At 71.9% G+C, this 19921-nt stretch carries 18 protein-coding genes and 2 tRNA genes; 18 read left to right on the top strand and 2 right to left on the bottom strand.

The features are described 5' to 3' along the window. Positions 1-225 precede the first annotated feature (225 nt). Entirely contained in the window at positions 226-2313 is a 2088-nt protein-coding gene (locus ABZ562_RS20250) for a hypothetical protein (protein WP_361481250.1), read from the bottom strand. Between the two features lie 338 nt (positions 2314-2651). Here ABZ562_RS20250 and proB point away from each other — a divergent pair, with 338 nt between their 5' ends. The 5 genes from proB (at position 2652) to ABZ562_RS20225 (ending at position 7902) form a co-directional block, all read left to right on the top strand. Then, positions 2652-3788 (top strand): glutamate 5-kinase, encoded by a 1137-nt coding sequence (proB, locus tag ABZ562_RS20245; protein ID WP_361481264.1) that lies wholly within the window; start codon positions 2652-2654, stop codon positions 3786-3788. Positions 3789-4068: 280 nt separating this feature from the next. Continuing rightward, complete coding sequence (locus tag ABZ562_RS20240; protein ID WP_361481247.1) at positions 4069-4557, top strand: hypothetical protein; 489 nt, start codon at positions 4069-4071, stop codon at positions 4555-4557. A 91-nt stretch (positions 4558-4648) separates the two neighbouring features. Further along, on the top strand, positions 4649-5953 hold the full coding sequence (locus ABZ562_RS20235) for a glutamate-5-semialdehyde dehydrogenase (RefSeq protein WP_361481244.1): 1305 nt from the start codon (positions 4649-4651) through the stop codon (positions 5951-5953). Between the two features lie 105 nt (positions 5954-6058). Beyond that, positions 6059-6682, top strand: a complete 624-nt coding sequence (locus tag ABZ562_RS20230; RefSeq protein WP_361481241.1) for a hypothetical protein — start codon at positions 6059-6061, stop codon at positions 6680-6682. A 149-nt stretch (positions 6683-6831) separates the two neighbouring features. After that, on the top strand, positions 6832-7902 hold the full coding sequence (locus ABZ562_RS20225; protein ID WP_361481237.1) for a hypothetical protein: 1071 nt from the start codon (positions 6832-6834) through the stop codon (positions 7900-7902). Positions 7903-8084: 182 nt separating this feature from the next. On the opposite strand, the gene ABZ562_RS20220 is transcribed toward ABZ562_RS20225, so the two are convergent. Then, positions 8085-9257, bottom strand: a complete 1173-nt coding sequence (locus tag ABZ562_RS20220) for a M48 family metallopeptidase (RefSeq protein ID WP_361481234.1) — start codon at positions 9255-9257, stop codon at positions 8085-8087. 114 nt (positions 9258-9371) lie between these two features. On the opposite strand from ABZ562_RS20220, the gene ABZ562_RS20215 reads away from it, so the two are divergent. From ABZ562_RS20215 to ABZ562_RS20155, 13 genes are all read left to right on the top strand, one after another. Continuing rightward, a complete protein-coding gene (locus ABZ562_RS20215) occupies positions 9372-9521 on the top strand; it encodes a hypothetical protein (protein ID WP_361481267.1) in 150 nt (49 codons plus the stop codon). 101 nt (positions 9522-9622) lie between these two features. Beyond that, positions 9623-9790 (top strand): hypothetical protein, encoded by a 168-nt coding sequence (locus ABZ562_RS20210; protein ID WP_199830999.1) that lies wholly within the window; start codon positions 9623-9625, stop codon positions 9788-9790. 59 nt (positions 9791-9849) lie between these two features. Continuing rightward, positions 9850-10461, top strand: a complete 612-nt coding sequence (nadD, locus tag ABZ562_RS20205; protein ID WP_055552909.1) for a nicotinate-nucleotide adenylyltransferase — start codon at positions 9850-9852, stop codon at positions 10459-10461. Positions 10462-10471: 10 nt separating this feature from the next. Then, a complete protein-coding gene (locus tag ABZ562_RS20200) occupies positions 10472-12226 on the top strand; it encodes a LytR C-terminal domain-containing protein (RefSeq protein ID WP_361481230.1) in 1755 nt (584 codons plus the stop codon). 145 nt (positions 12227-12371) lie between these two features. Next, entirely contained in the window at positions 12372-12812 is a 441-nt protein-coding gene (gene rsfS, locus ABZ562_RS20195; RefSeq protein ID WP_055552914.1) for a ribosome silencing factor, read from the top strand. After that, a complete protein-coding gene (locus tag ABZ562_RS20190) occupies positions 12809-13462 on the top strand; it encodes a histidine phosphatase family protein (protein WP_361481261.1) in 654 nt (217 codons plus the stop codon). Before rsfS ends, ABZ562_RS20190 begins: the two co-directional genes overlap by 4 nt. 138 nt (positions 13463-13600) lie before the next feature. Beyond that, a tRNA-Ala gene (locus tag ABZ562_RS20185) sits at positions 13601-13673 on the top strand. A 327-nt stretch (positions 13674-14000) separates the two neighbouring features. Then, positions 14001-14159 (top strand): hypothetical protein, encoded by a 159-nt coding sequence (locus ABZ562_RS20180; RefSeq protein WP_179934253.1) that lies wholly within the window; start codon positions 14001-14003, stop codon positions 14157-14159. 5 nt (positions 14160-14164) lie between these two features. After that, positions 14165-14398, top strand: a complete 234-nt coding sequence (locus ABZ562_RS20175; protein WP_009717962.1) for a hypothetical protein — start codon at positions 14165-14167, stop codon at positions 14396-14398. A gap of 114 nt (positions 14399-14512) precedes the next feature. After that, positions 14513-14585: transfer RNA gene (locus ABZ562_RS20170), tRNA-Ala, on the top strand. Positions 14586-14864: 279 nt separating this feature from the next. Next, on the top strand, positions 14865-17741 hold the full coding sequence (leuS, locus tag ABZ562_RS20165) for a leucine--tRNA ligase (protein ID WP_361481226.1): 2877 nt from the start codon (positions 14865-14867) through the stop codon (positions 17739-17741). Positions 17742-17861: 120 nt separating this feature from the next. Next, positions 17862-18599: a hypothetical protein gene (locus tag ABZ562_RS20160; protein ID WP_361481223.1), complete on the top strand. Its 738-nt coding sequence runs from the start codon at positions 17862-17864 to the stop codon at positions 18597-18599. A gap of 81 nt (positions 18600-18680) precedes the next feature. After that, complete coding sequence (locus ABZ562_RS20155; RefSeq protein WP_361481220.1) at positions 18681-19526, top strand: DegV family protein; 846 nt, start codon at positions 18681-18683, stop codon at positions 19524-19526. Positions 19527-19921 lie beyond the last annotated feature (395 nt).

The following is a 19921-nucleotide window of genomic DNA, read 5'->3' as shown; positions in this document are numbered from 1 at the left end:
GACGAGCGCGGGGCCGCGAGGTGCCGCCCGCCGCGGCAGCGGCTGATGTCACAGCGGCGTCGGGAGCCCGGCATGATCCACACGACACCCCCTAGGCGGGCCGTGGCGGGGGCGGGCGGCCCCCGCCCCGGGCCCTGACAGCGGCTCTCGGCCGCGACGGACCGGTGGCACGGCAAAGGGCCCGGGAGCGATGCTCCCGGGCCCTTGCGCGTGGCCGGCGGCGGCTCAGACCGTCGCCGTCTCCTCCGGCTCCGACGATCCGGCCTCCAGCTCCGTCTCCTCGGCCGCGTCCCGGGCCTCCCGCTGCGCGGGGATCTCGTCGGCCAGCCGCGTGGCCATCCGCGCCCGGCGCTCGTCGGCCTTCCGGCACAGCGTCTGCGCGGCCTGGTCGAAGCGCACCAGCGACGGCGGGTCGGACGGCCCGAGCAGGTGCACCTTCAGCTCGGCGCGGGCGGCCGCGAGGGTGTCCTTCTCGGGGTCGCGGACGGCCTCCAGCAGCTCCGGGACCTCCGTCGCCTCGGGGGTGAGGATCGTGGCGGCGCGCACGGTCGGGAAGTTCGCCCGGAACTCCTCCTCGCTCAGCCCGCTGGTGTTCGCCACCGCGTACGGCTTCTCGCTCGTCAGGTAGTCCGAGACGACGCTCGACACATCGCTGATCAGCACGTCGGCCTGGTTGAAGCAGGTGAAGATGGCCGGCCGCGGCCCGGTGACGACCTGGTGCTCCCAGTCCGGCAGCGACGTCCAGTAGGCACTCTCCCAGGCGGCGGTGGCCGCCGCCACGCCCGCGGCGCGGTTGTCGTCCGGGGTGCCCTGGAGCTTCATGCGCTCAATCTCGTCCGCGCTGCTGCGGAAGGAGGTGCTGGTGAGCTGGTTCAGCTCCTCGGCGCGCCGGTTCAGCTCGGCCGCGGCCTCGGCGGGCGGACGGGCCCCGCCACGCTTGGCGTTCGCCTCGGCGATCATCGTCTTGACGCGGTCGTTGGCCTGGCCGGCCCGCCGGTCGACGGAGCCGGTCATCGGGTGCGGCTTGTACAGCAGCCGCACCTTGGGGTCGGCGAGCAGTTCGCGGACGATGTTCTCGCCGGCCAGGATGACCGAGGTGTTGCCGGGGTTGCCGTCCCAGCCCTCCCAGGTCGGCGCGTACAGCACGGTGGTGTACTCACCGGTCGGGGCGCCCGCGTAGGGGCGGATCGGCGCCAGCTGCGGGCGGCCGACCTCCACGACGTCCTTGTCCTCGACGCCGATGTCGGCGAGCTGGTAGCGGTCGCGCGCGGCCGGGCCCGCGACCCACACCTCGTCGTACGCCTTGGCGTACGGGTTGCAGCTGGAGAGCTTGTCGCTCTCGCCGTGGTTGATGAACGCGTGCTTGATCGAGGGGATGCGCAGCACCTGCGAGGTCTTGCCCGAGTTGGCCGGGTGCAGCAGCACCTTGAGCGTCGAGTGCTCCAGCCGCATCAGATGGGCGACCTTGGGGAGGCAGACGATCGGGACGTCCGTCGCGTCGATCTTCTGCACCATGAACCGCTCGCGCAGCACGATGATGGGGTTGCCGTCGAGCGCGGCGAGGGTGGAGAGCCACATGTTCGCCTGGTAGGCGGAGCTGGTGCCGCCCGAGAAGTACATGCCGACGGTCGGCTGGTACTCGGCCAGCCAGGTGTCGAGCCACTCCAGGGCCTTCGCCTCGCTCACCGCCCGCTTGCGCGGCAGCAGCCAGGTGGCCAGGTGGGCGGTGCCGACGATGCCGATCAGCAGGGCGATCGAGAGGCCGACGGCCCCCCAGACACCGTTCTTGGTGCCGGCGGTCAGCAGCAGTCCGGCGGTGGCCGGGGCGGCGAGCCGCAGCATCCGGCGGCCGTGCTGGCGGGCGAACAGCCGCGGCGGAGCCTCGCTCAGGCGCAGCGCGGAGGCGTCGATGTTGCGCGTGACGAAGGGCAGCTGCCGCGTGCGGCGCACCATTATGGCGGCCGCCTGGCAGGCGAAGTGCACGACGTAGAAGAGCAGCAGCCCGACGGTCAGCGGCGCCTGCTCGTGCAGCGGATTTATTCCCTCGATCCGCAGCAGCCCGACCATGATGAGCATGTCGCGGAACAGCTGGCGCACCGTGATGTCGAAGCGGACCTTGCCCAGCAGCGACAGCAGACCGGGCTGCTTGTGCTGCAGGAAAAGATCGAGGGCGAGGCCGCACGCCGAGGAGGCGATGAAGAGCGGTACGTTCGGGAGCACGGCGCCGACGAGCTGTGTGGTGAAGAACACCACCATGGCGAGCAGCGCCGTGAGCTGTACGACCCGGCGTGGGGCGAATCCGGCGGAGGGCACGGGTTGGGCTCCTGGCGGGAGGGCGGTGGACGAGTGGGGGGACCCCTGACCGTATGCCGCCGTCTGGCCCGGTGACAATCCGCGCAGGTGCCAACCGCCCCGAAACGGGCCCAAACGCTCCGCGGAGCGGTCCGGGCGGCCGTCGCGGGGGTGAAGCGGCGGCGAAATGGCCGGGCGGCCAGGGGACCGGCTCACGTAGATTGCCCCCTTGTCATGATGTGAGTGTGCAGGACACGCGTTTCCGCTTTCTGCGAGGTGCGCGTGAGAGCCGGGGACGAGCCCGGGACGAGCAGGGGAGAGGCGTGGCGAAGCAGGACGGGTCGGCGGTACGGGACGAGGTGGCCGCGGCCCGCAGGATCGTGGTGAAGATCGGTTCGTCTTCCCTCACCACCGCGGCAGGGGGGCTGGACGCGGACCGGGTTGACGCGCTGGTGGACGTGCTCGCGAAGGTGCTCGGCCAGGACGCGGGCGGGGACGGCGGCGCGGTCGGCAAGGAGATAGTCCTGGTCTCCTCCGGGGCCATCGCCGCCGGACTCGCCCCCCTGGGCCTGGACCGGCGTCCCCGCGACCTCGCCCGCCAGCAGGCCGCCGCGAGCGTCGGACAGGGCCTGCTGGTGGCCCGCTACACCGCCTCCTTCGCGCGCTACGGGCGCCGGGTCGGCCAGGTGCTGCTGACCACGGACGACACCAGCCGCCGCGCCCACTACCGCAACGCCACCCGGACCCTGGACCAGCTGCTGGCCATGGGCGCCCTGCCGATCGTCAACGAGAACGACACCGTGGCCACCGACGAGATCCGGTTCGGGGACAACGACCGCCTCGCGGCCCTGGTCGCCCATCTCGTACGGGCCGATCTGCTGGTGCTGCTCTCCGATGTGGACGGGCTCTACGACGGCGACCCCAGGTCCCCCGGCACCTCGCGGATCGACGAGGTCAAGGGCCCCCAGGACCTCGCCGGGGTCTCGATCGGCAGCGCGGGGCGCTCCGGAGTCGGTACGGGCGGCATGGTCACCAAGGTCGAGGCGGCCCGGATCGCCGCCGCGGCCGGGGTCCCGGTGGTGCTCACCTCCGCCAGCCAGGCCGGGGACGCCCTGCTGGGCCGCCCCACCGGTACGTACTTCCACCGCACCGGCCGCCGCTCGGCCGACCGGCTGCTGTGGCTCGCCCACGCCTCGGAGCCCCGCGGCGCGCTCACCCTGGACGACGGGGCGGTGCGGGCCGTCGTGGAGCGCCGCACCTCGCTGCTGCCCGCGGGCATCGCGGCGGTGGAGGGCGAGTTCACCGCCGGGGACCCGGTCGAGCTGCGCGACACCGAGGGCCGCGCGGTGGCCCGCGGACTGGTGAACTTCGACGCCAAGGAGATCCCGCGGCTGATCGGCCGCTCGACCCGCGACCTCGCGCGTGAGCTGGGCCCCGCGTACGAGCGGGAGGTCGTGCACCGGGACGACCTGGTGGTGCTGCACCGCCACGGATGAGCCGCCCCCTCGGGGCCCGCACGGACCGGGGCGGCCCCGCCCGACCGGCCGGGTGGGGCCCCAAAGGTGAGCCGGGCCTCAAAAAAAGGGGGGCTTACCTTCCGCAAAAACGCCCCGCGGCCGCGCGAGGACTGGTCAACTTTGTTCAACGGGGTCGCGCGGGCAGCGGGCCCGCGGTGGGAACGCGGCGGGTCCGGATCGGCACCGCCGGCCATGGCACCACCGCACCACAGTGCTCCGCCCGCGCGTGAGCGGAGCAGCGAGCTACAGGAGGCCGCCGGTGAGACGAGGGCGCCCGGGGGCGCCGCCCCGAGGGGCGGCGGAGCGCACCCTGACCAGTGTCGGGTTGAACGGTGCCGGCGCGACCGGCGCCGGGACGGGCGATGCCGGGACGGAGGACGCGACGGCGCAGGGCAAGCGGGTCGAGGTGTCCCGGCTGTGGCACATCACGCTGAGCGTCTCGGGTGCCGAGGCGCCGCTGCGGGAGGTCCGGCGGGCGCTGGAGCAGCTGGCCCACGACCATCCCTTCCTGCTGACCAGTCGCTACGCCAACGACCACGCCGAGATCCGGTACTGGGAGGAGGCGCGCGATCTGCACGACGCCGCGGCGGTGGCGCTGCGGCTGTGGGGTGAGCACCGTTCGACGGCCAAGCTGCCGCCCTGGGAGATCGTCGGGCTCGAGGTCATCGACCGTGATACGTATCACCAGCGGATCGCCGAGGGATACGGGCCGCCACCGGCGTCCCCGGTGGGTGTGCACCCGTTCTGAAGGGGCGGGTGAGCCGCCGAGATGTGAGAAGGCCATCTCGAAGAGCGGAATACCGGAGGGATCGCCGCGCTCGGCTCAGTAGGCTGCCTGCATGACCAGCGCACCCACGTCGCCGCTCACCGACCCCTGGCCGAAGTCCCCGGTCCTCCAGACCGCCTATCGGGCGCGCGCCGCGGCCGTCGACCTCGCCCCGCTGCCGCGCGCCCTGAAGGACGACGCGCTGCTGGCGATGGCCGACGCGCTGGAGGTGCGGACGAAGGAGATCGTCGAGGCCAACGCCGTCGATGTGGAGCGGGCCCGGGAGGCGGGCACGAGCGAGGCGATCGTCGACCGGCTGACCCTCACCCCGGAGCGGGTGCGGGCCATCGCCTCCGATGTCCGCGACGTGGTCGCGCTGCCCGATCCGGTCGGCGAGGTGGTGCGCGGTTCGACGCTTCCCAACGGTATCGACCTGCGCCAGGTGCGCGTCCCGCTGGGCGTCGTCGGCATCATCTACGAGGCCCGCCCGAACGTCACCGTGGACGCCGCCGCGCTGTGCCTGAAGTCGGGCAACGCCGTCCTGCTGCGCGGCTCTTCGTCGGCGTACCACTCGAACAGCGCGCTGGTGAAGGTGCTGCGCGACGCCGTCGGCGGCGCCGGACTGCCCGCGGACGCCGTTCAGCTGGTGCCGGGGGAGAGCCGGGAGTCGGTGCGCGAGCTGATGCGCGCCCGCGGCCTGGTGGACGTGCTGATTCCGCGCGGCGGCGCCTCGCTCATCCGTACGGTGGTCGAGGAGTCGACGGTTCCGGTCATCGAGACCGGCACCGGCAACTGCCACGTCTACGTGGACGCCCAGGCAGACCTGGACATGGCCGTGGACATCCTGGTGAACTCCAAGGCCCAGCGCCCGAGCGTGTGCAACGCGGCGGAGACGCTGCTGGTGCACCAGGACATCGCCGCCGAGTTCCTGCCGCGCGCCCTGGACGCGCTGGCGGCGGCCGGGGTCACGGTGCACGCCGACGAGCGGGTGCTGGCGCTGGCCGAGGCCGAGGGGACGAAGGCCACGGTCGTCCCGGCGGCGATGGAGGACTGGGAGACCGAGTACCTGTCGTACGACATCGCCGCGGCGGTCGTGGACTCCCTGGAGGCCGCGGTGGCCCACATCGGCCTGTGGTCCTCCGGTCACACCGAGGCCATCGTCACGACGTCACAGGCGGCCGCCCGCCGCTTCACCCAATTGGTGGACTCCACCACCGTCGCGGTGAACGCCTCCACCCGCTTCACGGACGGCAGCCAGTTCGGCTTCGGCGCCGAGATCGGCATCTCCACCCAGAAGCTCCACGCCCGGGGACCGATGGGGCTGCCCGAGCTGACGTCGACCAAGTACATCGTCACCGGCGACGGACACACCCGCTGAGTCACCCGTTCGGGGGATGACCGAACCCGGAGGTCAACGGACGGATCTTCCCCCGAATACCATTTCACCCTGCCCAAATTGACCCGTCCGGTCTACTCTGAACGGGTGCCGGACGACGTGGGGGGCAAGCCGTTCCCGGACGGCGACGAGCCCGACGAGCGCAGCCACGGAGAGGCGAACGACGAGTTCGCCACCGTGGTCTTCGACGAGGACTTCGTGCGGTCCGCCGTCATCCATGAGCCCACCGCCATCGAACGGATGCTGGCCGCCGCGCAGGCCCGTGCCGAGGCCGAGGCGTCCCGGCGCGGCAGGGCCGGGATGTCCCCCGAGGACGAGCTGTTCGACGACGCGTACGGTCCGGAGGGCGAGTTCGGGGACGGTCCGTACGACGACTATGCCGACCCGGACGGCCGCTTCGGCCCGCGCCGGGAGCTGGACGGCGCCTACGGCCCGTACGGGCGCTACGGGAGCGCCGGGCGGCCCTATCGCGGCCATGCCCGCTGGCACCGCCCGGTGGCCTGGCTGCTGGCCGTCCTGATGGGCATCGGGGTGGTCGCGCTGGCCTTCACGGCGGTCTACCGGGGCACCTCGGGCAACCGCCAGGACCCCGCCCCGCCGCCCGCCACCAGCGGCGTCGACGGCACGACCGCGGGGCGGCCGGGCAGTGTGCCGTCCACGGCGGCCGAGCGCGAGGTGCCGCCCGCCTCCGTCGTGCCGCGCTCCCCGTGACGTCACCGTCCCTCGTGCCGGCATCCCTCACCTCCCCGGTCGCGTACCCGTAGCACGTCGCGCCGTATGCGGCGTTTCCTCCGTACGGTGCGTGAAGTTGTGGAGTACCACCGCGTTTACCGCTGCCCCCGGCGACCTACTCTTGAGGTATGACCGGGCGTGGAGACCCTCCCGAGGGGACACCCGAGGGCGTCCCGGGAGGTGGTGAGGACGAGTACCGCTCCGTCGTATTCGACGAGTCCTTCGTTCGTGCTGCCCGGCTCCAGGAGCTCTCCGCCGAGGAGCGCATGGACGATCACTCGCGCGCGGTGCGCAGCCGCCACGCCTGGACCCGTGCCGGGGCGTCGCGGCAGGCCGTCGTCCTCGTCCTGCTGATCGCCTTCGCCTTCGCGGCGGCCGTCTACATGGGCGTACGCCACCCGTACCAGCCGCCGGAGCCGCAGGCCGTCGAGCCGCTGCGCAGCAGCGTGGTGCCGCTCTCGCCGCGCGGTGAGGTGCCCGGCGGGCGGCCCGCGGAGCTGTTCCGGAAGAGCCCGGCCGCCGAGTTCCGCACCGGTGCCGAGGGGATCACCCTGCCCGCCGCCCGGCGCACCCAGGGCTTCTCCGAGAGCCAGGTGATGACGGCGCTCACCACGGCCAAGGACTACGTGGTGAAGTCCACCCTCGACCCGGCCGTGCTCACCGGCGGACCGGTGCAGGCGGTGCGGCTGCTGCTCGATCCCGCCCAGCAGATCCAGTTCGACCAGAGCTTCGAACACCCGGTCGACGACGGCCGCCACGCGGCCACCGGCTGGCTGACCCGCTTCAACCCGGCCGAGGTGACGCTGGCCGACGCGCCGGTGAGGGTGCGCGGCTCGCTGACGGTCGTCGAGCGCACCCCCTCGACCCTGGAGGTCAGCGCCGACCACGTCTTCGTCTACGCGGTCCAGCGGGCCCACGAGCGGGCCCCGGACCACGCCTCGCTGTACACGGTCCGCCGTGAGACCCGGTTCCGCTTCGACCGCGGGGATCTGCGCGACCACCGGGTGGAGCTGGTGCACAGCTCGGTGCTGGCGGGCCCGCAGGCGTGCTCCGCGAACGCCTCCGGCTATCTGCGGCCGCTGGCGGCCGGGCAGAGCGTCCGGAACGACGCCCCGGCCGGCACCGACCCGTACGCCCCGGGCCGCACCCCGGTCTCCCTCTGCGGCGTGCTCTCCCCGGGCACGCACACCATCCCTTAGGGGGTGTCTCGCCGATCATGCCGGGCTCCCGACGCCGCTGTGACATCAGCCGCTGCCGCGGCGGGCGGCACCTCGCGGCCCCGCGCTCGTCACACGCAGCGCCGCTGCGCTCTCCTCACGCGGGTTGCGAGCTACCGCACCAGACGCCGCTCGCTGATCCGGCCTGATCGGCAAGACACCCCCTAGCGGGTGGGCGGCCCGTCCCCCCGGGAGTCCCCGCCGGAATCCCCGCCGGGGCCCTCCTGGGCGTCCCGCGGGGGCGTGCCCTCGGTGGTGTCCCCGCCGGGCCTGCCGCCGCCGCTGAACCGGTCGCGCAGCTTGCCGCCCAGGTCCCCGGCACCGCCCGCCACGTCCCGTACGAACGCGATCAGCGGGTCCTTGCTGGTGCGGATCGACTCCGCGTAGTGGTCCGCGGACTGCCGGAAGGAGTCGCCGACCGAGGTGTCCTTGTCCTCGTCGCGGCGCGGGTAGTGGCCGTCCATGAGCCGCTGGAAGTCCCGGCTCGCGGCCCACTTCTTCAGCTCGGCGGCGCGCACGGTGGTGAACGGGTGGCTGCGCGGCAGCATGTTCAGGATCTTGAGGACGGAGTCCCGCAGATCACCGCTGTTCTCGTACTCCTCGGCCTGCTCCAGGAAGGCGTCCACGTTCATCTCGTGCAGATGGTGGCCGCCCGCGAGCTTCATCAGCCCGCGCATCGAGGCCCGCGGATCCTGCCCGACCAGCAGCCCCGCCCGGTCCGCCGACAGCTCCGACTTGCGGAACCACTCGCGCAGCGCCGTCACCAGGGCCAGCACCGCCACATTGCCGAGCGGGATCCAGGCGACCTTCAGCGCGAGGTTGGTCAGGAACAGCAGTATGGTCCGGTAGACGGAGTGCCCCGACAGCGCGTGGCCCACCTCATGGCCGATGACCGCCCGCATCTCCTGCTCGTCGAGCAGCTCGACCAGCCCGGTGGTCAGCACGATGATCGGCGCGTCCATGCCGATGCACATCGCGTTCGGCTTCGGGTCCTGGGTGACGTACATCGCCGGGACCCGCTCCAGGTCCAGGATGTAGCAGGCGTCCCGCAGCATGTCGTGGAGGTGCGCGAACTGCCGGTCGCTCACCCGCACCGAATCGGACAGGTACAGCAGCCGCAGACTGCGCTCGGGCAGCAGCCCGCTCAGCGCCTTGAAGACGGTGTCGAAGCCGGTCAGCTTGCGCAGCGCGACCAGCGCCGAGCGGTCGGCCGGATGTTCGTACGCGCGCGAGGAAATGCCCGGAAACCGCCGCCTCTCGCGGCTGGGCACATGCTCACGTCCCTCTCCGGCGCCGCTCCCGTCGCCACCGGTGCCCTGCGTATGGCTGTCGCTCATCTGTCCCCCTCGTACGGACTGTTTCCCCGAACCGTCCCGGTACTACCCGGTGGTGCCCGTCCCCCTGGCGGACCCCACCTTAGGCCCTGCCCGGCGAGGGGCTAGCGTGGAGACATGCCCGATATGACTGGACTCACCGCCGTGCTCGCCGCCACTTCCAAGGACCAGGGACCGGGAGCGCTGCTGCGCACCGTCATCGTCGTCGGCATCGTGGGATCCATCCTGGTCGCGTGGTTCCTGCTGCGCGGGTACAAACAGGACTGACCGCGGGCCCAAGGGCGGACTGGCAGCAGGCCCGCGATCCGGCTCGCATACGATGTGGCGGACGTGACGTGACGCCGAGACCCGGATAGGTAACGCCTGCGATGAGCGCTTTCAGCACCGCACATGCTGCCCTCACCACCCTCGCGGCCGAGGGCGGTGAGCATGTCGACACCCACCCGAGCATCAGCCCCTTCATGACCGGCGGCGCGGCTCTCGTCATCCTGTTCCTGCTGCTGTGGATCACCACCCGCTTCAACCGGGACCGCTGACCGGGGCCGTTGCCTCTTCGGGCCCCGGTTTCGGGCCGGGCCCAGTAGGGTCTGCACGCATGGAAGAGGAGAAGGGGCCGGCCAAGCGGCGGCTCGGTGTGATGGGCGGGACGTTCGACCCGATCCACCACGGTCACTTGGTCGCGGCGAGCGAGGTGGCGTCGCAGTTCCACCTGGACGAGGTCGTGTTCGTACCGACCGGGGAGCCGTGGCAGAAGAGCCACAAAAAGGTTTCCCCGGCCGAGGACCGCTATCTGATGACGGTCATCGCGACCGCGTCGAACCCGCAGTTCTCGGTCAGCCGCATCGACATCGACCGCGGCGGTGCGACGTACACGACCGATACGCTCCGGGACCTGCGCGCGCTCAACGGTGACGCGGACCTGTTCTTCATCACCGGAGCGGACGCGCTCGCCCAGATCCTCACCTGGCGCGATGCCGAAGTGCTGTTCTCGCTCGCCCACTTCATCGGGGTGACCAGGCCCGGGCACATACTGGCCGACCCCGGGCTGCCGGAGGGCGGGGTGTCGCTGGTCGAGGTTCCGGCGCTGGCGATCTCGTCGTCGGACTGCCGCGCGCGTGTCGCACACGGCGAGCCCGTCTGGTACCTGGTGCCGGACGGTGTGGTGCGGTACATCGACAAGCGAGAGCTGTACCGGCACGACTGCTGAAGGGGTACCGGTGAACGACGGACAGGACCCGTACGACCCGTACGCGCGGGATCCGTACGCCCAGGAGCCGCAGATCGTCGGCTACGACGCCTATGGGCAGCCGGTGTACCAGTCCCAGGGGGCGCAGCAGGGTTACGACCCGTCGTCGTACTACGGGCAGCAGCAGGGACAGCAGCAGGACGGGTACGGCTACGGCTACGACCCGTACGGCCAGGTCCAGCAGGCGCGGCAGGCCCCGGCGCAGTATCCGCAGGCGCAGCAGTACGACCCGTACTACGGACAGCAGCAGCACTATCCGCAGCAGGAGCAGTACGGGCAGCAGGGCTATGACTACGCCGCGCCCGCCCCGGCCGCGCCCGCGGCTCCGGCCGCTCCGGCTCAGGACGACGAGCCGAACCCGTACGAGGAGCTGGCCGAGCTGGGCCGGGAGGAGCCGCCCCATGGCGCCCCGGCCGGTGCCCCGGAGGGGCCCGGCAAGGGCAAGCCCGGCCCGGACGCGAAGGGCGAGGAGTACCGCACCGAGCAGTTCTCCTTCGTGGAGGAGCCCGACGAGGACTCCGAAGACGTCATCGACTGGCTGAAGTTCGCCGAGACCCGCTCCGAGCGGCGCGACGAGCGCCGCCGCAAGGGGCGCAACCGGTTCGTCGCGCTCATCGTGGTGCTGGTCCTCGCCGCCGTGGGCGGGGCCGGCTACCTCTGGTACGCGGGCATGCTGCCCGGGCTCTCCGCCGACGGCGACGCCCAGACGGCCGCGGGCCCGCAGAAGCGGGACGTGATCGTCGTCCATCTGCGCGAGCTGAAGGGCGGCCGTACCTCCACCGCGCTGCTGGTGGACAACGAGACCACCAAGAAGGGCACCACCGTCCTGCTGCCGAACGCGCTGTCCGTCTCCACCGAGGACGGCGGCTCCACCACGCTCGGCAAGTCGGTGACCGACGAGGGCTCCGACGCCACCCGGGACTCCCTGTCCACGCTGCTGGGCTCGAAGATCCAGGGCACCTGGCGGCTGGACACGCCCTATCTGGAGAACCTCGTCGAGCTGGTCGGCAGCATCACCCTGGACACCGACACCACGGTGCCGGCCACCCGGAAGGGCGAGGACCCGCTGGTCAAGCGGGGCAAGGAGCAGATCCTGAGCGGTCAGGCGGCCGTGGCGTACGCCACCTACCGGGCCCCGGGCGAGGCGCAGACCAAGCAGCTCGCGCGGTTCGGCCAGGTCATGGACGCCACCTTGAAGAAGGTCTCCAGCGATACGGGCGGCGCCACCAAGACCGTCGAGCAGCTGGCGCAGATCCCCGACCCGTCGCTGTCCGAGCAGCAGCTCGGCGCCTCGCTGGCGCGGCTCGCCGGGCAGGCCAAGGGCGGCGACTACGACACGATGATGCTGCCGGTCCAGGGCGACGGCACGCTCAGCGCCCGCGCGACGGACCGGGTGGTCAAGGACGTCCTCGGCGGCACGGTCAAGAACACCGACCCGGGCTCCGCGGCACGGGTGAGCGTGACCAGCGCCGGCGGCGGCAAGGACGCCTCGGGTGCCGCCCGGGTCGCGCTGGTCAACGGCGGTTTCACGGTCGTCGCCGCCACCGAGGGCGGCGCTCCGCGGCAGACCTCCCGGGTGACGTACGCGGACGCCGGGCAGGCCGGGCAGGCGAAGGAGGTCGCCAAGACCCTCGGACTGCCCGCGACCTCGGTCACCAAGGGCAAGGGCGCCGCCAACGCGGATGTGACGGTGGTCCTCGGCGCGGACTACGACCCCCAGGGCTGACCGCGGCCGCCGCAGCGCGGCCGCGCGAGAGTCGGGAGAGTCACCGCGGTCATGGGGGGAATGGCCGGGAGTCGTGACGGTGGGGCGTGAGACCCTTGGGGTTGCCCAGACCCTGAGGGTCCCCACCGACCGGAAAGCCTCGCCTGTGACCGCCACGGACCGCTCCATCGAGCTCATCAACGCCGCCGCCCAGGCGGCCGCCGACAAGCTCGCGCACGACATCATCGCGTACGACGTCAGCGACGTGCTCTCGATCACCGACGCCTTCCTGCTGGCCTCGGCGCCCAACGACCGCCAGGTCAAGTCGATCGTCGACGAGATCGAGGAGCGGCTGAACAAGGACCTCGGCGCCAAGCCGGTGCGCCGCGAGGGCGACCGTGAGGCCCGCTGGGTGCTCCTGGACTACGTGGACATCGTGGTGCACGTCCAGCACAGCGAGGAGCGGGTCTTCTACGCCCTGGAGCGGCTGTGGAAGGACTGCCCGCAGCTGGAGCTGCCGGCCGACGCCGAGGCCACCCGCGGCAAGGCGGAGGAGTACGCGCAGGCGCAGGGCCCGGACGGCGGTGCGGGGGGTGAGCTGAGCTGAACGGCACCATGAGCGGCCGCGGCCGCCGCATAGTCCTGTGGCGGCACGGCCAGACGGCCTGGAACATCGAGCGCCGCTTCCAGGGCTCCCTGGACATCGAGCTGACCGACACCGGTGTCGCGCAGGCCCACCGCGCGGCCCGGCTGCTGGCCGGGCTGCGGCCGGACGCGATCGTCGCCTCCGACCTCAAGCGGGTCATGGCGACCGCCGCCGAGCTGGCGGCCGTGACCGGGCTCACGGTCGACCACTACGCGGGGCTGCGGGAGACCTTTGCCGGTGAGTGGCAGGGGCTCACGCACGAAGAGATCATCGAGCGGTTCGGCGAGCAGTACGCGGCGTGGAAGCGCGGCGAGCCGGTGCGGCGCGGCGGCGGCGAGCTGGAGTCCGAGGTCGCCGACCGGGCGGCGCCGGTCGTGCTGGAGGCCGCCGAGAAGCTGCCCGACGGCGGCACGCTCGTGGTGGTCAGTCACGGCGGCACGATCCGCACCACCATCGGGCGGCTGCTCGGCCTGGAGCCGCACACCTGGGAGGCCCTGGGCGGCCTCTCGAACTGCTGCTGGTCGGTGCTGGGCGAGGGCGCGCGCGGCTGGCGGCTGCTGGAGCACAACGCCGGATCCCTCCCCGAGCCCGTCCTCGGCGACGACGCCTAGGGGGTGGCTTGCCGGTCAGGACGGCCGGGAAGGGCCTTCCGGCCCGGCCCCGGGGTCACCTCCCGGCTCGATTTCCTTTTCCGGCTGGTCACCGGCTAAGCTCCTACTTGTTCGAAGCGCAGCGGCGCGGAGAGCAGCGGGGCTATAGCTCAGTTGGTAGAGCGCCTGCATGGCATGCAGGAGGTCAGGAGTTCAATTCTCCTTAGCTCCACAGATGGCGGCGATCCCGTCTCCCTCACCGGGAGGCGGGATCGCCGCTTTTTCGCACGGTCCAAACCTCCGGTGCCCGCCCCCTGTTGACGTCGGCTCAACTCGGCCCGTCCCCGGGGCGGCTGGGTTCGGTGCGATCTTCCTGGGTAGGTTGGACGACACCGCACCGAGCGCGCGAGCCTCGGCGGAAGTGGCGGTGCGCGCGGGGCGCTTGTGAGTCTGGTGAGGCGTCTGTTGCATCTCCGCTGACCTGGGTGTCGCCCCGTGGCAGAATCGGACAGCCGGCGGGGGCGCAGGGCCGATAGTCCGATGGGGAGGGACGGGTGGGATGCCGACCAGCATCCTCGACGCGTTCGAGGACCTTTCCGAGACGGCTCGGGAGGGCATCGAATGCCCGTCCTGCGGTTCCGGCAATGTGGCTCAGGTACTCGGCGACAACGGCGGTGTTTCCTACGTGTGTACGGCCTGCGGCCACAGCTGGAGCTGAGTGACATGGGAGCACACAGCCGGAAATGTGACTGGTGCGGCGGTGGCACGCCCATCGTCCGCGACATGGAGCCCCTCAACTCCGACTACCAGTACTGGTGCGCGGAGTGCGCCCAGGCGCTGATCATCAAGGGCGACCCGATCGAGACGTACCGGGAGCTGGAGGGCGAGCCGATCTACGGTCGGCTCCTCGAAGAGCACTGCACGCTGAAGCGTTTCTACTCGTTCGCGACGGCGTGAAGCGGCATGAGGACGGGCCGGTCACGGGGGCCGCGGCAATCGATTTGGCTAAAGCCCGGGGCGTCCGTGTAATGTAGGCGATGCCGCCGAGGGGAACCGGGCGGAGCAAGACCTGGGGCTATAGCTCAGTTGGTAGAGCGCCTGCATGGCATGCAGGAGGTCAGGAGTTCAATTCTCCTTAGCTCCACAATCGCGAGAGCGGGTCGTCCGATACGGACGGCCCGTTTCTCGTTTCCCCGCTCCCGAGTCACCTCGCTGCGGCCCGTCGGTGCCCTGCGGTAACCTGACCCCATGCGTGCCGTACGCCTTCTGCTTAGCGGGCCGCGCTGATCAGTACCGACCGCGATCATCTCCGGTCGGCATCGGCGCGGCGTCCCCTCCTGTGCGAGGGGCCTTTTTGTTTCACCGGACAAGAGGGAATCGGCCTGTACCGCGGGCAGAGACGACCAATGGAGCTTTGAGGATCATGAGCGAGACCAATGCCGCGGCCGAGGTGGCCGCGCCGCACCGCTACACGGCCGCGCTGGCCGCTGACATCGAGGCCCGCTGGCAGGATTTCTGGGACGCGAACGGCACGTATGACGCGCCCAACCCGGGCGGCGACCTGACCGGTGACGCCGAGGTCGTCGCCCGGCCGAAGAAGTTCGTCATGGACATGTTCCCGTACCCCTCGGGGGCGGGGCTGCACGTGGGCCATCCGCTGGGCTACATCGCCACCGACGTGTACGCCCGCTACCACCGCATGACGGGCCACAACGTCCTGCACACCCTGGGCTTCGACGCCTTCGGCCTGCCCGCCGAGCAGTACGCGGTGCAGACCGGCACCCACCCCCGGGTCAGCACCGAGGCCAACATCGACAACATGCGGCGCCAGCTGCGCCGCCTGGGCCTGGGACACGACCCGCGCCGCTCCTTCGCCACGATCGACCCGGACTACTACAAGTGGACCCAGTGGATCTTCCTGCAGATCTTCAACTCCTGGTACGACCCGCAGGCGGACAAGGCGCGCCCGATCGACACCCTGGTCGAGCAGTTCGCCTCCGGTGAGCGCGCCACCCCCGACGGGCGCCCCTGGGGCGAGCTGACCGAGCCCGAGCGGGCGGATGTCCTGGGCGGCTACCGCCTGGCGTACGCCTCGGACGCGCCCGTCAACTGGTGTCCCGGCCTGGGCACCGTGCTGGCCAACGAGGAGGTCACCGCCGACGGCCGCTCCGAGCGCGGCAACTTCCCGGTCTTCAAGGCCAAGCTGCGCCAGTGGAACATGCGGATCACCGCCTACGCGGACCGGCTGCTGGAGGACCTGGACGCGCTGGACTGGCCCGAGGCCATCAAGCTGCAGCAGCGCAACTGGATCGGCCGCAGCGAGGGCGCCCGGGTCGACTTCCCGGTGCAGGACCACCCCGACGCGAAGATCACGGTCTTCACCACCCGCCAGGACACCCTGTTCGGCGCGACCTACATGGTGCTGGCGCCCGAGCACGACCTGGTCGACTCCATCGTCCCGGCCGCCTGGCCCGAGGGCGCCCACGACGTGTGGACCGGCGGGCACGCCACCCCGGCCGAGGCCGTCGCCGCGTACCGCAAGCAGGCCGCGGCCAAGTCGGATGTCGAGCGGCAGGCCGAGGCCAAGGACAAGACCGGCGTCTTCACCGGTGCGTACGCGGTCAACCCGGTCAGCGGCGACCGGGTGCCGGTCTTCATCGCCGACTACGTCCTGATGGGCTACGGCACCGGCGCGATCATGGCAGTTCCGGCGCACGACAGCCGTGACTTCGCCTTCGCCCGCGCCTTCGAGCTGCCGATGCGCTGCGTCGTCGAGCCCTCGGACGGCCGCGGCACCGACCCGTCGACCTGGGACGACGCGTTCAGCTCGTACGACGCCAAGATCGTCAATTCGGCGGGTGAGGGCGTCTCCCTGGACGGCCTGGGCGTGACCGAGGCCAAGGCCCGGATCACCGCATGGCTGGAGGCCCGCTCCATCGGCGAGGGCACCGTCAACTTCCGCTTGCGCGACTGGCTGTTCAGCCGTCAGCGCTACTGGGGCGAGCCCTTCCCGATCATCTACGACGAGGACGGCGTGGCGCACGCGCTGCCCGAGTCGATGCTGCCGCTGGAGCTGCCCGAGGTCGAGGACTACTCGCCGCGCACCTTCGACCCCGACGACGCCGACACCTCCCCGGAGACCCCGCTGTCCCGGAACGAGGAGTGGGTCAACGTGGTGCTGGACCTGGGCGACGGACGCGGCCCGCGCCCGTTCCGCCGCGAGACCAACACCATGCCCAACTGGGCCGGCTCCTGCTGGTACGAGCTGCGCTACCTGGACCCGCACAACGGCGAGCGGCTGGTCGACCCCGGCACCGAGCGCTACTGGATGGGCCCGCGCGACGGTCAGCCGCACGGCGGCGTCGACCTGTACGTCGGCGGCGCCGAGCACGCCGTGCTGCACCTGCTGTACGCCCGCTTCTGGTCCAAGGTGCTGTTCGACCTGGGCCACGTCTCGTCGGTCGAGCCGTTCCACAAGCTCTACAACCAGGGCATGATCCAGGCGTACGTCTACCGGGACAGCCGCGGCATCGCCGTCCCGGCCGCCGAGGTCGAGGAGCGCGACGGGGCGTACTGGTACCAGGGCGAGAAGGTCACCCGGCTGCTGGGCAAGATGGGCAAGTCCCTGAAGAACGCCGTCACGCCGGACGAGATCTGCGCCGAGTACGGGGCCGACACGCTGCGCCTGTACGAGATGGCCATGGGCCCGCTGGACGTCTCGCGCCCCTGGGACACCCGCGCGGTCGTCGGCCAGTACCGGCTGCTGCAGCGGCTGTGGCGCAACGTCGTGGACGAGGCGACCGGCGAGGTCACCGTCGTGGACGCGGAGCCCGACGAGGACACGCTGCGCGCCCTGCACAAGGCGATCGACGGGGTCCGGCAGGACATGGTGGGCCTGCGCTTCAACACCGCCATCGCCAAGATCACCGAGCTGAACAACCACGTCACCAAGGTGCGCGAGGTGCCGCGCTCGGTCGCCGAGCGGCTGGTGCTGCTGATCGCGCCGCTGGCCCCGCACATCGCCGAGGAGCTGTGGCGCAAGCTGGGCCACGAGTCCTCGGTCGTCCACGAGCCCTTCCCGGTCGCCGACCCGGCGTACGTCGTGGACGAGACGGTGACCTGTGTGGTCCAGGTCAAGGGCAAGGTCAAGGCCCGGCTGGAGGTCGCCCCGTCGGTCTCCGACGAGGAGCTGGAGGCGCAGGCCCTGGGCGACCCGGCGGTGGTCGCGGCGCTGAACGGCGCGGGCATCCGCAAGGTGATCGTGCGGGCGCCGAAGCTGGTGAACATCGTCCCGGCCTGACGGCTCCGGGAGCTTCCGCGCGGGCGGGCTGGGGGTTCGTCAGGAACCCCGGGCCCGCCCGGTCCGTTTACGCTGGGAGGACAGCAGCCACCGCGGTGACCGCCGCCCGAAGGAGCGCACATGGAAGCCATCTGGATCCTGTTGCTGCTTTTCGTCATGTTCATCGTGACGGGTACCTATGTCACGGTGCGGGTGGTGCGGACGGCCAAGCGCGGCCTCGACCGCACCGTGGAGCAGGCCCGCCGCACGGTCGAGGACACCCGGCTCCGGGCCCGCCAGTTCGCCCGGCCGGGCGCCTCCGGTGAGCTGGCCGAGCTGCGGCTGTCGCTGCGTACGTCGATGTCCGCCACCGAGCAGGCCCTGCGCGCGGTCGCGGGCCAAGACCGCTCCGTGGCGGAGTCGTTGAACCTGTTCCAGCGGCTCAGCGCGCACGGCCACGAGCTGGACGACGATCTGAAGCGGCTGGAGCGGGAGCCGGACAAGACCCGCCTCGGCGCCCTGCTCCCCGAGCTGAGGGAGCGTACGGAGCGGATCACGCACTCCGCGGACTCGCTGCGCTGGGCGGTGCGGGAGCGGGCGCAGCGGTTCGCCCACGACGAGCTGGACGCGCTGGGGCGCGAGATCGAGATGGAGGCGGGGGCGCTGCGGCACTGGACGGTGGAAGAGCCCCGGCCCGAGGCGAGCCCGCGGCCCTCATCGGCGCCGGAGCCGGAGCGGAAGCCGGAGCCGGAGTCGGCGCCCGTGGGCGAGTCCGCGCCCCGGCCGGAACCGCCCTCCCTGGAGAGCACGCCCCGATCGCGGCCGTACTCCTGGCAGAAGTCCTGGCAGGAGTCCCCCCGCCCCGAGAACACCGCCTGAACACGGGCTTACCGATAGGGTCGGTGATCACCGGTGGGGTCGCGCTGTCGGCCCGGGGCTTCCCCGGATAATCTCCCAGTCATGTCCCGCCATGTCGCGATCGTGACCGATTCAACGGCTTACCTGCCGCAGGAGGCGATGGAGCGGCATCGCATCACCGCCGTGCCGCTGACGGTGGTGCTCGGAGACCGGGCGCTGGAGGAGGGGACCGAGATCTCGGCCCTGTCGCTCGCGGAGGCCCTGCAGAAGCGCAAGCCCGTGACCACGTCCCGGCCCAGCCCCGAGACCTTCGCGGACGCCTACCGCGCGGCCGCGGCGGAGGGCGCGACCGGCATCGTCTCGCTGCATCTGTCCGCCGAGATCTCCGGCACCTACGACGCGGCGGTGCTCGCCGCGCAGGACGCGCCCGTGCCGGTACGGGTGGTGGACAGCGGCATGGTCGCGATGGCGCTCGGCTTCTGCGCGCTGGCGGCGGCCGAGACCGCGGAGGGCGGCGGCACGCTGGACGAGGCCGTCGCGGCGGCCCAGAAGCGGGCCGACGGCACCTCCGCCTACTTCTACGTCGACACCCTCGACTACCTGCGTCGAGGCGGCCGCATCGGCGCGGCCCAGGCCCTCCTCGGCTCCGCGCTCGCGGTCAAACCGCTGCTCCAGCTCGACGAGGGCCGGATCGAGCTGCGGGAGAAGGTCCGCACCGCGTCCAAGGCCATCGCCCGGCTCGAGGAGATCGTGGTGGAGCGGGCGGGCCGGAGCCCGGTCGACATCGCCGTCCAGCACCTCGCGGCGGGAGAGCGCGCGACCGCCCTCGCCGAGCGGCTGCGGGAGCGGGTGCCGGGGCTCGCGGAGCTGTACGTGAGCGAGGTGGGCGCGGTGATCGGGGCACACACCGGACCGGGGTTGTTGGGTGCGGTGGTCTCTCCGCGGTAGCGGCTGCTCGTCCAGTGGCTGACTCTTCCGGGTGACGGGGTTTTCCACATTCCGTGGGTTATCCCCGGGAATCGGGACTGATCAGCGGGGTCGGGCGAAGGTGCCTACCGTCGGGTGGCATGAGGACACGATCACGCACCGTTACGAACCGGCCGCCGGGCCGCGGCCGGCACCGCCTCGCCGCGCCCCGCCCGGGCGATCACCCCCGGGCCACCTGCCGTCAGGCCCGCCCCGCGCCGTCTCCGCGCAATGCCCGCGCGGCCGCTCTCCTCCCCCTCCCGCGCGAGGCGACCGCCCTCATCGCCCCCACCGTCCCCGGGAGCCGGGCCCCGGCCCCCGGCGCGCACTCCCCGCGAAGTCCGACCCCGGCGGACCCCACTCCGGCTGCCGCTGTG

This window comes from Streptomyces sp. NPDC019937, from assembly GCF_040631655.1.
Taxonomy (GTDB): Bacteria; Actinomycetota; Actinomycetes; order Streptomycetales; family Streptomycetaceae; genus Streptomyces.
Note: the sequence above shows the minus strand (reverse complement) of the source record. Positions and strands in the feature narration are given on the sequence as shown.